The following is a 13,676-nucleotide window of genomic DNA, read 5'->3' as shown; positions in this document are numbered from 1 at the left end:
ATATGTAGGGCAAACCAACAGATCCCGGCGTTCGAGCGTGTTGATCCGTGGTGATTCCCGGAATCGCTTGTCTGGTGACGCGGTTGTGACGGACCGTTGATGGGCCAGCAGGGGACGGGGGGTCACAGGGAGGTCCGGATGACCGTCGGAGGCGTCGACACTTACTACGACTACGAAGAGAAGCAGTGGAAGAGCCGGAGGCTGGGTGGCGGCCCGATCCGTCGCGGCCCGGTGTGCCCGGCCCCACGTACCGCGGACCACGCGGTGCACGACACCACCCACGAGCGGCGCGCGTCCGGCCGCGACCACGACGTACCGAAACCACGCTGAACTGACGACAACCGGTGGCAGGGCCCGCCAGACCAGGTCACCGTTCTGAAACAGCCGCCTGAGCGGCCGTCCTGGACTCACCCGGACGGCCGCTGACGACATGACTGGCCGGGGTCCGGAGCGAGGTAGTTTCCGCGTCGCATAGAGTGACAGCTGTCTCGAGAGGAAGGACTCCGCGCGATGGCTGACGCAGACGACCAGGTGGACTCGCCGTACCCCTTCGACACCACGAAGCCGAGTATCGCCCGGACGTACGACTACCTGCTCGGCGGCAAGGACAACTTCGCGGTGGACCGCGCGTTCGGGGACCGGTTCATCAACGAACTGCCGGGCTCGCGGATGATCGCGTACGACAACCGCGGCGCGCTGATCCGGGCGGTCCAGGAGATCGTCACGAACACGCCGGTGCGGCAGTTCATCGACCTCGGCAGCGGCCTGCCGACCGCCGACAACGTGCACCAGGTCGCCCAGCGGTACGCCCCGGACGCGAAGATCGTGTACGTCGACAACGACCCGATCGTGCTCGCCCACGGGCGGGCGCTGCTCGCCGAGAACGACAACACCACCGTCATCCAGGCCGACCTGCGCGAGCCGAAGGCGATCATCGAGCACCCCGACACCGTGCGGCTGATCGACTTCAGCAAGCCCGTCGGCGTGATCTTCAGCGCCACCCTCCACCACGTCAACGACGACGAGGACCCGGCCGGCATCGTCCGCTTCTGGCACGACCGGATCGCGTCCGGCAGCCTCGTCTTCATCAGCCACTTCCGCAGCGAGAACGACCCCCGGAGCCAGGAGCTCGAGGCCCTCCTCCAGGGTTCGCTCGGCCGCGGCCGCTGGCGCACCGACGACCAGATCCTCGCGCTGTTCGGCGACGGCTTCACGGTCCTGGAGCCCGGCCTGGTGCCGGCGTCGGAGTGGCGCAACGACGACGCCCCCGAAGACCCGAACGACTACCAGCGCCTGATCGCCGCGGTGCTGGCCCGCAAGAACTAGGTGCTAGCGCCGCCGCGCACCCACCTCAGCGCGGTGATCGAACTACGCAGGTAGGTCGATCGCGAGGGATGTGGACAGGTGTTGGCGGGCTGCCGTTTCGAGCTCTTGGGGCCAGGGCAGGCCGCATCGTGCGTGGAGGGCGCGGGCCAGCGGCAGGAAGTGCGTGGCGCAGGTGATGTTGGCGGTGACGACCGATTCGCGGGTGGCCTGGAGCGGTGGAAGGCCGGCGAGGATCTGCTGACGGTCGGCGGGTAGTAGGCGGTCGAGGTGCAGGACGCCGCCGCGGTCTTCGACGGCGACGTCTTCGAGCATCAGGTCGATCAGCATCTGCCGCAGCAGACCGGCGCCCGACTCGCCGACGACGTACTCCTCGCGTCCGATGGCGACCGGAAGCAGGCCCAGTACGCGGAGGAATTCCACGGTGATGAACTCGACACGCGCAGGGTCCGGCTGTTTCGGTGCGCCCGGTGCCGCGAGATCAGCACTCAGGCCGTGCGGGTCGTACAGCGGCTTCGCGGTCGACCGGGTGCGGCTGCCGATCGCGTCCGGCGTACCGACTGAGACGTCGAAGCGAACCCACTCCGGCGTGATGTGATTGAAGACCCGCGGGCCGAGCGCGCGACGGAACACCGTCGGCGAGATCTCGTCCGAGGTCTTCGGCCAGTCGTCGCAGAAGCTGTCGACATCGTCCGCGGCGACGACGACCCACAGATCGACGTCGCTGAACCGATCGTCCGTCCCCCGGCCGAAGCTACCGACCAGCCACACGCCCAGCACTCGATCGTCCTGGCTGAGAACGTGTTCGGCCCGTTCGATCAGGGCCTGCTGGCGCGGGTCCGCCGCGCCGCTGCGTGCCGAATATTCGCGAGCATTGTCAGTCATGAGCGTCCATGATGCTCCTAGGCTTCTGGCTTTTCCGGGGAGCGTAGCGACTGATAGGGGTACGGCGCGGTATGGAGGCGGCTGAGGTTGTGCGGGCGGTGGATGCGGTCAAGGTGATCGCTTCGTCGCTGGATCTGGCAGTGGACGATGTGAGCTTTCTGCACAACTCGAACAAGTTGGCGCTTCGCCTGCTGCCTTGTGACGTGATGGCCCGCGTGGCGCCTGTGGACGAGCAGAATGCACAGTTCGAGATCGATCTCGCGCAGCAGCTCGTCGAACTCGCGAGTCCGATGGCGGCTCTCGAGCCTCGTGTGGAGCCGCGGGCCTATCAGCGTGATGGCTTCGTGGTCACGTTCTGGACGTACTACGAGTCCGTGGCGCCCGACGCGATCGCGCCGGCCGACTACGCCGACGCGCTCGAACGGCTGCATGCCGGTATGCGCAAGGTCGATCTCCCGTCGCCGCATTTCACGGATCGGATCGCAGAGGCCCAGGAACTCGTGGCGAACCGCGACAGTACGCCGGAGCTCGACGACGCCGGCCGGGAGCTTCTCGACGACGCATTGCGCTACCTCCGGCGGACGATCGTCGAGCGCGGCGCGCCGGAGCAGCTGCTGCACGGCGAACCGCACCCGGGAAATCTGCTCAACACGAAGCACGGGCCTCTCTTCATCGACCTCGAGACGTGCTGTCGTGGGCCGATCGAATTCGATGTCGCTCATGCGCCGGAGGAAGTCAGTGCGCAGTACCCGGGTGCGGATCAAGACTTGGTCAGCGTCTGCCGGATCCTCGTCCTGGCGATGGTCACAACGTGGCGCTGGGATCGAGGAGACCAGTTCCCGAACGGCCGACAGATGGGTCTCGACGGCCTCGCCGAGCTCCGAGAAGCACTCGACTCATCGCGTTAGAGCTGGTCGAGGGCTGCCTGCAGGAACGCATCACGTCGCGCGGTCGCCTCGCGGCTGTACAGAGTTGTCGGGGTGTTGAGTGCGGCGACGGCGTCCCAGTACGGGATGTTGGCGGCCGCCGTACTGGAGGCTTCTTCCCAGGCGTCCACGATGTCCACGGTCGTCGCGCCGTACGTGATGGCAATCTGCTTGCGCAGTTCACCCAGATCGACGCCGGGGTTGCCAACACCGGCCGTCTTCCAGTCGATCAACGTGCAGCCGACATCGTCCGTCCAGGCCATGTTGCCGGGCCAGACATCGCCGTGCACAAAGACGTTGTCGCCCTGCGGCTGGGGGATGCTCCGGATCATCTCGTCTGCTTGTCTGAGGAGTGGCGACGTCGGCATCCGACCCAGCCGCCGGTCTCCGGCGAAATCGTCGACCGCAATGGGACGTGTCCGGAGCGGTAGGTGAGGGCCGGGGGCGAGCCGGATCGCATGGACCTGGGCGAGTGCTGCGCCGGCGGCGCGTAGGCGTGCGACAGGCAGCGTTCGCGGCCAGGTTGTGTTGCCTGAAGCAACAGTCTCGAGGGTTGCCGGTACGCCGGCCGCGCGGCCGGCGAGGTCCTTCGCGACGAGCCGCGGAGCTCGCAACCGGTGTACTTCGGCAACCTCGAGCGCGGCCGCACCCGTAGCGATCAACCCGGCATCGATGCGCGGAGTGATCGAACGCAGCACGAAATGCCTCGCACGACCACGTACGTCGACACTCAGCCGCCAGGGGCCTTGATCGTCGTGGAGCGGTTGCACCGATCTGATCGTGGCACCGCCGCCGATCGAATCGACGGCCCAGTTCACTGTCCGCTCGGTCGGCTGCGCGCCGCCTGCACCTCTACCCGTCCCGCACTCGGAGATCCTGGCACGCGACCGGGCAGGGGTCTAGGGCGTGAACAGCTTCCACTGACCTTCGGAGACGACCTCCACTGTGCCGTCGACGACCTTGATGGCCGAGTCGTCGTCGATCGCGTATGTCGGCGCGGGGATGTGTGCTGCCCACTTCTCGGCGTTGGCCAACGAGGCGTCGGTGTGGTCGGGGTGTTCGAAGTGCGGGATGACCGCGAAGTCGACGAGCCCGGCTCCTTCGCCGGTGACCAGCAGGCGGTGGAGGTCGCCTTCCGGAGTGCTGAAGACGATGTCCTCCGACTTCAGCGGTCCGTCGGTGCCGCGGGGCTGTTCGGTGTACGTCTCCACGAAGGTCGATGTCGCGGCGATGCTCCCGGCGCTCACCCCGACGTACACCGCCTCCGGGCGCAGCGTCGGCAGGAGGTCGGCGAGGCCGGAACGGCGCATCCAGTTGGCGAGGAACAGCGGGTCGCCGCCCCAGAACAGCAAGGCGTCGGCCTCGCGGACCGTCGGCACCCAGGCATCCTCTTCGATGCTCGGCAGCACCGACAGCTCGAGGACTCCCAGAGACTTCCAGCCCAGATCGGCCAGATGCGACGGACCGTTGCCGGTGATCATCCGGTACGACGCGAACTGCCCGCCGCGGAACGGGTAGATGGCGGTCGGGATGACGAGGGCAGTCGACTCGGCGATCGGCTTGCCCAGCAGCTCGACCAGCGCGTCCTGGATGCTCGGATTGTGGATCCCGGCAGAAGTCAGCAGAAGCTTCATGGCGCCTTCCTTGATTGTCCGTGCGGTGGAGCGTGCGGCCGCTCAACTCTGCAACGAACAGCCCCGCCCCGATCCGACACCGCCACCAAGAATTCGTCCAGGACCGTGCTAGCTGTAGTCCCGTGTCCCCGAACGCTTGGAGCTCAGGAACTGCGCCTTCGTAAGGAAGGCGAACTGCGCTGTCTTGGTCGAGCCGTCAGGTTGCGGGATCTTGGCTTCCGGGCCGAGCGTGAAGCCGGTGCGGTGGAAGCGGTCGATAGCGCGGGTGTTGCGTACGTCGGGATCGACCACCAGGCGCGGATGCCCGAGCTGCACGAACACGAACTCCGCAAGGGCCTGCAGCAGATTGCCGGTGAAGCCCGGCTGCGGATCACCGGGCGCGATCAGCAGATGCAGCCCGAGATCGCCGGCCTTGACGTCGTACGCCGCACCGGCCGGATCCGCCTGCGGGTCGTAGGTTTGCAGCAGCGCCACCGGTGCATCGTCCAGCCGTACGACGTACACGTGATGCGTCGGCACCGAATCCAGGAAGCGATACGTGGCCGCGATCTCGTCGCGCGACAGCCCGCCCATACCCCAGTACGTCGCCCGCTCCGCCGTCACCCACTCGTGAATCAGGTCGAGGTCCCGCTCCGGATCGGCCTCCTCGAGCCGGACCGTGCCGAACCCGTCCACCTCGACCGAGTAACCGCGATCCTCACGACTGGTCGCAGCGACCGCAGGGGCCAACGATCCGCTCAACCAGAACGGCAGCTGGTCGTGATGATGTGGATCTCCGAGTACGCCGGACGCGCCGAGCGGCACGACCCACCTGCTGGCTGAACGATCGGCAAGATCCCAGGCGTACCGCGCCGCCGACGCGCGGATGCACATGTCGGTGAGCCCCGGCAGGCTTGACGTGGACATAACGCAGTGGTGATCGCCGGAGAGCGCCAGGTCGTACGGCTCCTCGTCCCGCGCGAACACCGGCCCGCGCAACGCGTGCAGCGGCGAGAGCTGATGCGTCTCACCCCACGGCGGCCGAGGCTTGTGCGCGGCAACCTCCTCCAGCGCCTCCCGCGCCAGCCAGCCGAAGTTGATCTCCGGGAGGTTCGCCGCAACCAGGTTCTCGAGCGCGTAGGAGACGTGCGTCAACGGATCCATCCACGGCGCGAACAGCTCCGCGACCTCGGCGTCCTCGAGGATCGTGAAGTGATCCGTGAGTCGCGCGATCAGTGCCTTGCGGAGCGCGGCGTACGACGAGGCCGTCGTACTCTCCGCGTCCATGTGGCGGTCCCAGGCGAGCAATTCGGTGCGCAGGGCAACGGCTTGCGTGGAGAGGTCTTCGAGGTCGATCAGCAGGTCGAGGACGAAGCCGGCTGAGCCGAGGAACGTGTCCTTGTGGATCGACGGCATGTCGTCGACAGACCAGTCATCGCGAGCGTTGACCAGCTCGCGGATGCGGTCCGAACGGTGCGGCGCCGCGAACTCGACGCCCAACGGCGCCGCCAGTTCACGAGCATTCGCCATCACCACGGGACCGTTCACGTCCTCCCGCGGCATCGGGTCGTACCACCCCTCCCACTGATGCTCAGCCTCCCAAGCCGGTACGACGCGCATCCGGTTGCTCGCATGCCGCTGCGGCACGAGCCCGGCCGTCCGATGCAGCAGCCCACCCGCGGTGTCAGCCGCCAGGACCACGTTCACCGGCTCGACCCACTCGTCGAACGCGGAATCGACGTCTGCGACAGTGGTTGCCCGCAGCAACTTAGCCATCACCTCGAACCCGAGCCGACCGGTCACCCGAGGTGGATACCGCAGACTGATGCCGTCCTGGATGATCGGGCCACGCTCGGTCTCGATCACCTCGACCTCGATCGGGTCCGCCCCGGCGACCTCGACCACCTCACGATGTGCGGCGGCCGGCTTCCAACCGTCCGGGCACAGTGCCTCCACCCCAGTAGCCGTTCGACGGAGGCGCTCGGCGTACAGATCCTGGTAATCGGCCATCGCGTTCGTGATCGCCCACGCGACACCGCCTGTGTGACCGAAGTGCGCCAGACCGGGAATGCCAGGCACAGCGAGACCCAGTACGTCGTACTCCGGACAGGTCAGCCGGATCTGCTGGTAGACGCCCGGGCTCTCGATGTACCGATGCGGATCACCTGCCACGATCGCCTGACCCGACGCGGTATGCGACCCAGGGATGAGCCACCCGTTACTTCCGGCACCATGCGGCCCCTCGGACGTGAACAGATCCAACGCGTCCTCGCCGAGCTGCCGCGCGACATGGGTCCGCCACAACTTCGTCGGGAAGCCGGCGAACAGCACATGGACCGCCAGCCAGATCCCGAGCGGCGTCCACGGCTCCCACTCCTGCAGCGTCAACCTGGTCTCGGCGAACTCCGGCGCCCGCGAGGCCCCGCCCGGCAGCGCATGATTCACGCCTTCGACGTACGCCGTGACCCACTCGCGCGTCTCGTCGTCGAGCGATTCGAAGCACCGCTGGGCCGTGTCAGCCAGCCGGGCCTGTCGCGCAAAGACATCCCATCCGGCGGCGTCCGGGCCGAGGAACGCGGCGCTCGTCCCGAGGTACCTGCGGCGTTCGAGCTCGATCTGCCAGGCGCGGTCCCGGGCGGCGTTGACCCCTTGGAGATACACCAACGCGAGAGGATCGCCGGCCTGGAGGTGCGGCACGCCGTACGTGTCCCGGAACACTCTCGCATTCACAACGCGCCTCGCTTCAGTTAGGTTAGGCTGCACTAACTTACGCAGCAACGACTTGACGCCGCAAGGGCAATTGTCGCTGGAGGTGTGGAGTGGGGCACGGCTGGGAAGGCGTGGTGCTCAAGCTGTTCCGCGGGAAGGACTTCGTCTTCACCGTGACGGGCGCCGAACAGGTCACCGAGCGCTACCGCCGGGTGCATTTCACCGACGGCGGTCTGCTGCAGGCGATCGGCGTACACCCCACGATGTGGGTGCGGCTCTGGTTCGACAACGCAGGCAGGCCGCACCAGCGTGCGTACACGCTGGTCGATCCGGAGCTCGAGGCCGGCACGTTCAGCCTGGAGTTCGCGCTGCACGACGGATGTGCGAGCGACTGGTCCCGGAAGGCCGAGCCCGGCGACACGATCGAGGCGACCGTGCAGGGGACCGGCTTCGAGGTGCCGGACCCGTTGCCGCCGCGGATGCTGGTGATCGGCGACCCTGCCTCGTTGCCCGCGATCAACTCGCTGCTCGCGGCCGCCCCGAAGCTGCCGGCCACGATCTGGTTCGAGACCACCCACGACCTGGACCGCGAGCTGCCGTTCCGCACCGAGGAGCACCACGACCTGAGGACCGTCCCGCGGGCGCAGCTGGTCGAGCAGGTGACGACGGAGCTCAAAGACGAAGTCGGCCCCGACACGTTCGTCTGGATCGCGTGCGACACGGCGACGACGCGCACGCTCACGTCGTACGTCCTGAAGGATCTCGCCGTGCCGAAGCACCGCGTGAAGTCCCTCGGTTACTGGAAGGCCGCGTAACCTTGCCGGCGTGATCACGCCGCTCGACGTCACCGACCACGCCCTCGCCGAGGGGTTGCTGCAGATCCAGCACGCCGCGTACGCGATAGAGGCCGAGCTGATCGGCTTCGACGGCATCCCGCCTCTCCAGGAAGACCTCGCCGGACTCATGCAGTCCACGGAGCACTGGCTCGGCAGGTACGACGGAAGCACGCTGGTCGGCGCGGTCGCTTATGAGTTCCCGGACGACGACACGGTCGAGATCTCCCGCCTGGTCGTCGATCCGGCCCACGCCCGCCGCGGCCACGGCAGGGCCCTCCTTGACTACCTGGACCAGCTCGAACCCCGACCGATCAGCCTGGTCTCGACCGGCTCGGCCAACACCCCGGCCGTGAATCTCTACAAGTCGCGCGGGTACGTCGAGAGCGGCCGCACCACGATCGCGCCGGGAACGCAGATCACACACTTCCGCCGGCGGCGTACCGATCCAGCCACTTCGGCCAGGGCCTGAGCTCGCCGGCGACCTCCGCGAGGGCGACCAGCAGGTCAGCGGTCGTGCCGCGCTCACCGGGTTGCTCGGCGAGCAACTGACGGATGACAGGGGCAAGCGGCGACTGCGGGAGTTCGCCCCCGTCCGCGAGCGGTACGCCCGCCACCGCTTCGGCCAGCACCATTCCCACCCCGTAAAGGTCCATCGCGGCCGAGACCGGTTCGCATGCCTCCTGCTCCGGTGCGGCGTAGCCCCTGGTGCCGACCGGATGACCAGCAGGTTGTGGCGAGCCGATCGGCCGCGCGGTCCCGAAATCCAGCAGGATGGGCCGGGCGTCACGCAGTACGACGTTCGCCGGCTTGAGGTCGAGATGGGCCAGACCTCGCTGGTGCAGCGAGGTGACAGCGGGCAGCAGTTGAGCACCGAGTATGGCGGCCTCCTCCGCCGTGAGCGCGCCGTTCTCGTCGATCTCCTCGTCCAGTGCCGGCCCGTCGACGTACTCGACCAGGATGTGCGGCACCTGATCCCTCGTGCCGTCCGCGAGCAAGCGTGGCACCGAGGGGTGCAGGTTTCCCGACAGGGCGGCCGTTTCCCGGCACAAGGTTCGCAATCCGCGCGGGTGATCTAGCTGGTGGGGACGGACCAGCTTGAGCACAGCCGGGCTCCACAGGCCGGGATTCCAGACGAGCCAGGTCTCACACCGCACCCCCACGCCCATCCGTTCGATCGCGAGGTTCCCGCCCGGGAGCGGAGAACCCTCCGCGAACTCCCAGACAGGGAGGCCGTCCTCAGGGTCGACCATGTTCTTCCTCCAACCACGGACGTGGACCGCCGGCCGACGAACCCCGCCGGCCGGCGGTCCGCCGAACCTCAGCAGCGGCTACGGCTGCGACTACGGCTGCGACTACGGCTACAGCTGCGGCTCCGTGAGCCACCGTGCTTGTGGTGCCGTTTGTTGTACATCGTCGGTGCGATTCGCGGCATGACGTTCACCCCCTTCCGCTTGCCGTGCGGTGTCGGACATCTGTGACGATCGAGAGCTCACTACGCGGTCCTGGACAGTCGTGCCGGCGAGGCTCACGACGCGGTCCGCGATGGCGGCCAGCTCCCGGTCGTGGGTGACGACCAGGACCGTGCGATGCGCCGTGGCGGTCTTGATCGCTCTGACCACGGCGGCGGCGGACCGCGGGTCGAGCGATGCCGTCGGCTCGTCCAGCAGCACCATCGGCGCATAGGACACCACGGCGCGGGCGATGGCGATCCGGCGCCGTTGACCGCCCGACAGCCGGACGCCGTTCTCCCCGAGAGGCGTGTCGTAGCCGTGCGGCAACCGGCCGATGAACTCGTCCACCTGAGCGTTCCGGCCGGCCTCGAGTACGTCGGCCCGGGTGGCCGCTGGGTTGCCGAAGGCAATATTCTCCGCGACCGTCGCGTCGAGCAGCCAGGGATCCTGCGGCACGTAGGCGAACCGGCTGCGGACCGTGAGTTGTTTGCAGTAGCGCACGTTCACGCCGTCGATGAGAACCCTGCCGGTGTTGACGTCGTACAGCCGGAGCAGGAGATGGAGGACCGTGCTCTTGCCGATCCCACTAGGCCCGATCAGGCAGACCGTCTCGCCGGCCGCGACCCGGAGATTGAAGTTGTCGAGCACCGGCTGGTCCGCGTCGTACCGGAAGCCGACATGCTCGAACCGGACGTCCTCGACGAGTGGCGGCGCGGTCCAGGCGCCAACGCGGTCGGTGACTGCCTCGTCGCAGTCCAGCACCTCCCGCACCCGGGTGGCACTGGCGGCGGCCTTGGCCAGAACGGCCGACAGACGAGTCAGTCCACGGACCGGCGAATAGAGATCGCGCAGGTAAGCGGTGACCACCAGCAGCTCGCCGACGGTCAGCGCGCCGTTCAGCACGGACATACCTCCGACGACGAGCACCAGCGCGGATCCGATCGCCAGCAGCACATCGGCAACCGGGGTCCAGCGGGCGTCCACCCTGATCGCATGCAGTTCGGCATCGAGTACGGCGCGGTTGCGCTGAGCGAACTCGCCCGTCGCGTGGTCGATCCGGCCGAAGGCCTGGACCGCGCGAACATTGCGCAGCAGGTCTGTGGTCGTTCCGGCCAGCCGGCCTGACTCCGCCCGGGCGGCTTGCTGGGCGGCTCTGATCCGAGCTCGCTGCCGCACAGCCAGTCCGGCCAGCACCGGCACGACCGCCAGGCCGATCAGGAGCAGACCGGGATCGAAGGCCAGTAGCAGGACCAGGACACCGACCAGCATGACGGCGTCGGGAAAGAACGAGGTGGTGATCGCGACCACGCCGTCCAGGACCCGGCCCACGTCGGTAGTCAGCCGGGACACGAGCTCACCGCTGCGCATCCGGTCGTGCCACCGCAGCGATCGGGTCATCGCCCGCTCGAACATGCTCGCCCGCAGGGCGGTGCCGATCCGCTCGGCCGCGCCTTCGGCGGTTCGCATGATCACCAGCTCGAGCAGGCCGTCGACCACGATCAGAACGACGGACGCGGCGCCCGCGAGCACCAGCAACCGGGCCGGCGCCGTCCCGGAAAGGAATGCGAAGCGTCCGGTCAGCGGTTTGCCGCCGAGGGCGTAATCCACTGCCAAAGCCAGCGGCCACGGACGCAACAGCGTGATGCCCACCTGCAGTACGACGAGAATCGCGGCAGCAGCCAGCGCCGGGGAGTGATGACGGACCGATGGGCCCGCCACGCTGAGGCTCAACGGCGCCTTCATCTTTCCACCATCCCGGTGCGATCGCCCTTGCGCCATTGCACATTTGGGCTAGCACCTCGCGGATTCTGTTGCTTGCCGTGAACCCCTAGTCACAGCCGATCCGTAATCGTCCGGCAACTGCTCAGCCGGAAGGAATGCGCCTATCATCCGAAGTGGGGACAATGGGGGACTGAACGATGGGAGCTATTTTCTGGGGCCGGACCGTAATTGCAGGACCGGCCATTCTCGTAGGTGGCGTGCTGCTCGAACGAATCCGCCGGATGCGGCGCGCGCGGTTGTGCCGCCGCGATCAGTACGTCCGCGATCTCGAGCGCCGGCGGCTCATCGGTGAGCTGCACGACGGGGTGATCCAGGATCTCGCCGGAATCAACTACGCGTTGGAACGGCTGCGGCTGGGCGGGGTGTCCGCCGATCAGCACGGCGAGGTGATCGCCGACAGTGCACTGCGGCTGCGACGCAGCATCGGAGACCTCAGGACTCTGTTGCTCGACAACTACCCGCCCGACCTGGGCGACGAAGGACTCGGTCTCGCGCTCGAGCGTCTGGCCGAGACCCTCGAATGTCTCGGCATGGAAGTACGGCTCGAGGTGTCGCGGACAGAGTGCCTGCCACCCGGCACCTCGACTCTCATCTTCCGGGCAGCCCAGGAGGCCGTCCGGAACGTCGCGAGGCACAGCGGAGCACACGAAGTACTGATCAGGGCCGGCCGCCGGCGCGGGCAGGCGACGCTCCTCGTCGAGGACGACGGGCAGGGCTTCGACCGTGCCCGACTGCTGGAACGCCACGAGGCCGGGCATTTCGGTCTGCAGTCGACCAGTGATCTGGTGACTGCCTGCGGCGGCGTACTGCGGGTCCGGGCCGCGCCCGGCCAGGGCACCAGCGTGAACGTCGAGGTCCCGGTCGGATGATTCGCGTCCTGGTCGTGGACGATCACGACATCGTCCGCACCGGGCTGCCAGTTGCTGGCCGGCACCGAGGATCTCGACCCGGTGGGCACGGCAGCAGACGGCGACGAGGGCGTCGCGATGGCTGCCGAGCTGCGTCCGGACGTCGTCCTGATGGACCTGTCGATGCCGGGTACCGACGGCGTCACGGCCACCGAGCGCATCGTCACCGAGAATGCCGGCACCCATGTGCTGGTGCTGACGTCATTCAGCGACCACGAACGGATCATGGCCGCACTCGACGCGGGCGCGGAGGGCTACCTGCTCAAGGACAGCAGCACCGACACGATCCTCACCGCGATCCGCCAGGTGACCGCCGGCGGATCGCCGCTGGATCCCAAGGCGGCCCATGAGTTCCTGACCAGCAGGCGCCACTCAGCTCAGGAGATCACCTTCACGACCCGCGAGCAGGAGGTCCTCGAGATGCTCGGCTCCGGTTTGCCGAACCGGACGATCTCCCAGCGCCTCGGCATCAGTGAACGGACCGTCAAGGCGCACCTGACCAGCATCTTTCATCGGCTCGGCGTCTCCGATCGAACCCAGGCCGCGCTCTGGGCCCAACGGCACACTCGTTTCAAGCGCGGGTCCTGACCTGCTCGAAGCCGTAGTACAGCGCGAGCAGGAAGACGATCAGCAGCGTCACCTGCGCCGAGATGAACGAGATGCCGATGCAGGCTCCGTAGATCACCGTCCCCATCGAATAGCGGATCAGGGATCTGCGCATCTGCGACTTGGTCATGTCGTGCTCGACCAGGTGGTGGCGCAGGACGTACCACCAGATCAGGCTGAAGGCGATCGCCGCCAGCGTGAGGTTCGCGCTGTAGACGGCGGCTGCGACGTTCGCGTTGATCGAGTGGTCCTCGAGATGTTCGGCGAACAGACTGGTCGGGAACGGCAGCAGCGTCGCCCACAACAGCAGCAACAGGTTGAGGAACATCAGTCCGCGATCCGCGCGCTGGATCTGGCGAAACATCGAGTGGTGGTTGACCCACATGATGCCGAGGATCGCGAAGCTGGTCAGGTACGCCGCGAACTGCGGCCACTCGTCCAGCAGCGCCGGCCACAGCCGTTGCCCCTCCTCGAGCTCGGGACTGTGCAACTCGAGGACCAGAAGGGTGATCGCGATCGCGAAGACGCCGTCACTGAACGCTTCCAGGCGGTTGGTCTCCGCGAGGTCGGACTGAGTGTTCACGGGCACACAGTCTGACCTACTACACCGGTGAACGGACCGTCGTGCTGGTCCGCC

Annotated in this window: 14 protein-coding genes; 7 read left to right on the top strand and 7 right to left on the bottom strand. The window is 67.5% G+C overall.

Going from position 1 to position 13,676, the window contains the following annotated elements; translation table 11 throughout:
* Nucleotides 1-138: 138 nt before the first annotated feature.
* Together AB0J62_RS34930 and AB0J62_RS34925 are read left to right on the top strand one after the other, a co-directional pair.
* Nucleotides 139-330: a hypothetical protein gene (locus tag AB0J62_RS34930; RefSeq protein WP_363880677.1), complete on the top strand. Its 192-nt coding sequence runs from the start codon at nucleotides 139-141 to the stop codon at nucleotides 328-330.
* Between the two features lie 180 nt (nucleotides 331-510).
* Nucleotides 511-1,326: an SAM-dependent methyltransferase gene (locus tag AB0J62_RS34925; RefSeq protein WP_363880674.1), complete on the top strand. Its 816-nt coding sequence runs from the start codon at nucleotides 511-513 to the stop codon at nucleotides 1,324-1,326.
* A 42-nt stretch (nucleotides 1,327-1,368) separates the two neighbouring features.
* On the opposite strand, the gene AB0J62_RS34920 is transcribed toward AB0J62_RS34925, so the two are convergent.
* A complete protein-coding gene (locus AB0J62_RS34920) occupies nucleotides 1,369-2,208 on the bottom strand; it encodes a nucleotidyltransferase domain-containing protein (RefSeq protein WP_363880671.1) in 840 nt (279 codons plus the stop codon).
* 71 nt (nucleotides 2,209-2,279) lie between these two features.
* Between AB0J62_RS34920 and AB0J62_RS34915 the strand changes: the two genes are divergently transcribed.
* On the top strand, nucleotides 2,280-3,116 hold the full coding sequence (locus AB0J62_RS34915) for an aminoglycoside phosphotransferase family protein (protein ID WP_363880668.1): 837 nt from the start codon (nucleotides 2,280-2,282) through the stop codon (nucleotides 3,114-3,116).
* Here the strand turns inward: AB0J62_RS34915 and AB0J62_RS34910 are convergent.
* The 3 genes from AB0J62_RS34910 to AB0J62_RS34900 form a co-directional block, all read right to left on the bottom strand.
* Nucleotides 3,113-3,904, bottom strand: coding sequence for a phosphotransferase (locus AB0J62_RS34910; protein WP_363880665.1), 792 nt, complete (start codon nucleotides 3,902-3,904; stop codon nucleotides 3,113-3,115). The genes AB0J62_RS34915 and AB0J62_RS34910 overlap by 4 nt on opposite strands.
* 129 nt (nucleotides 3,905-4,033) lie before the next feature.
* The gene (locus tag AB0J62_RS34905) at nucleotides 4,034-4,768 is read right to left on the bottom strand and encodes a Type 1 glutamine amidotransferase-like domain-containing protein (protein ID WP_363880662.1); all 735 of its coding nucleotides are present in this window, start codon (nucleotides 4,766-4,768) and stop codon (nucleotides 4,034-4,036) included.
* Between the two features lie 108 nt (nucleotides 4,769-4,876).
* Nucleotides 4,877-7,477, bottom strand: coding sequence for a GNAT family N-acetyltransferase (locus tag AB0J62_RS34900; protein WP_363880659.1), 2,601 nt, complete (start codon nucleotides 7,475-7,477; stop codon nucleotides 4,877-4,879).
* An 89-nt stretch (nucleotides 7,478-7,566) separates the two neighbouring features.
* Here AB0J62_RS34900 and AB0J62_RS34895 point away from each other — a divergent pair, with 89 nt between their 5' ends.
* Nucleotides 7,567-8,271, top strand: coding sequence for a siderophore-interacting protein (locus AB0J62_RS34895; RefSeq protein ID WP_363880656.1), 705 nt, complete (start codon nucleotides 7,567-7,569; stop codon nucleotides 8,269-8,271).
* 10 nt (nucleotides 8,272-8,281) lie between these two features.
* Entirely contained in the window at nucleotides 8,282-8,761 is a 480-nt protein-coding gene (locus tag AB0J62_RS34890; RefSeq protein WP_363880653.1) for a GNAT family N-acetyltransferase, read from the top strand.
* On the opposite strand, the gene AB0J62_RS34885 is transcribed toward AB0J62_RS34890, so the two are convergent.
* Nucleotides 8,709-9,542, bottom strand: a complete 834-nt coding sequence (locus tag AB0J62_RS34885) for a serine/threonine-protein kinase (protein WP_363880650.1) — start codon at nucleotides 9,540-9,542, stop codon at nucleotides 8,709-8,711. The genes AB0J62_RS34890 and AB0J62_RS34885 overlap by 53 nt on opposite strands.
* A 108-nt stretch (nucleotides 9,543-9,650) precedes the next feature.
* Complete coding sequence (locus tag AB0J62_RS34880) at nucleotides 9,651-11,486, bottom strand: ABC transporter ATP-binding protein (protein WP_363880647.1); 1,836 nt, start codon at nucleotides 11,484-11,486, stop codon at nucleotides 9,651-9,653.
* Nucleotides 11,487-11,722: 236 nt separating this feature from the next.
* Between AB0J62_RS34880 and AB0J62_RS34875 the strand changes: the two genes are divergently transcribed.
* Together AB0J62_RS34875 and AB0J62_RS34870 are read left to right on the top strand one after the other, a co-directional pair.
* Nucleotides 11,723-12,394 carry an ATP-binding protein gene (locus AB0J62_RS34875; protein WP_363880644.1) on the top strand — a complete coding sequence of 224 codons (672 nt, stop codon included), beginning with the start codon at nucleotides 11,723-11,725 and terminating at the stop codon, nucleotides 12,392-12,394.
* A gap of 81 nt (nucleotides 12,395-12,475) precedes the next feature.
* Nucleotides 12,476-13,021, top strand: coding sequence for a response regulator transcription factor (locus tag AB0J62_RS34870; RefSeq protein WP_363880641.1), 546 nt, complete (start codon nucleotides 12,476-12,478; stop codon nucleotides 13,019-13,021).
* On the opposite strand, the gene AB0J62_RS34865 is transcribed toward AB0J62_RS34870, so the two are convergent.
* Complete coding sequence (locus tag AB0J62_RS34865; protein WP_363880638.1) at nucleotides 13,005-13,622, bottom strand: TMEM175 family protein; 618 nt, start codon at nucleotides 13,620-13,622, stop codon at nucleotides 13,005-13,007. The genes AB0J62_RS34870 and AB0J62_RS34865 overlap by 17 nt on opposite strands.
* Between the last annotated feature and the right edge of the window lie 54 nt (nucleotides 13,623-13,676).

It is taken from the genome of Kribbella sp. NPDC049584, assembly GCF_040675555.1.
In the GTDB taxonomy this organism is placed as follows: Bacteria; Actinomycetota; Actinomycetes; order Propionibacteriales; family Kribbellaceae; genus Kribbella.
Note: the sequence above shows the minus strand (reverse complement) of the source record. Positions and strands in the feature narration are given on the sequence as shown.

Excerpts from the sequence above, each read along its gene's own strand:
- AB0J62_RS34925 (WP_363880674.1), top strand. The coding sequence starts at position 511 with ATGGCTGACGCAGACGACCAGGTGGACTCGCCGTACCCCTTCGACACC.
- AB0J62_RS34885 (WP_363880650.1), bottom strand. The coding sequence starts at position 9,542 with ATGGTCGACCCTGAGGACGGCCTCCCTGTCTGGGAGTTCGCGGAGGGT.
- AB0J62_RS34920 (WP_363880671.1), bottom strand. The coding sequence starts at position 2,208 with ATGACTGACAATGCTCGCGAATATTCGGCACGCAGCGGCGCGGCGGAC.
- AB0J62_RS34915 (WP_363880668.1), top strand. The coding sequence starts at position 2,280 with ATGGAGGCGGCTGAGGTTGTGCGGGCGGTGGATGCGGTCAAGGTGATC.
- AB0J62_RS34880 (WP_363880647.1), bottom strand. The coding sequence starts at position 11,486 with ATGAAGGCGCCGTTGAGCCTCAGCGTGGCGGGCCCATCGGTCCGTCAT.
- AB0J62_RS34930 (WP_363880677.1), top strand. The coding sequence starts at position 139 with ATGACCGTCGGAGGCGTCGACACTTACTACGACTACGAAGAGAAGCAG.
- AB0J62_RS34905 (WP_363880662.1), bottom strand. The coding sequence starts at position 4,768 with ATGAAGCTTCTGCTGACTTCTGCCGGGATCCACAATCCGAGCATCCAG.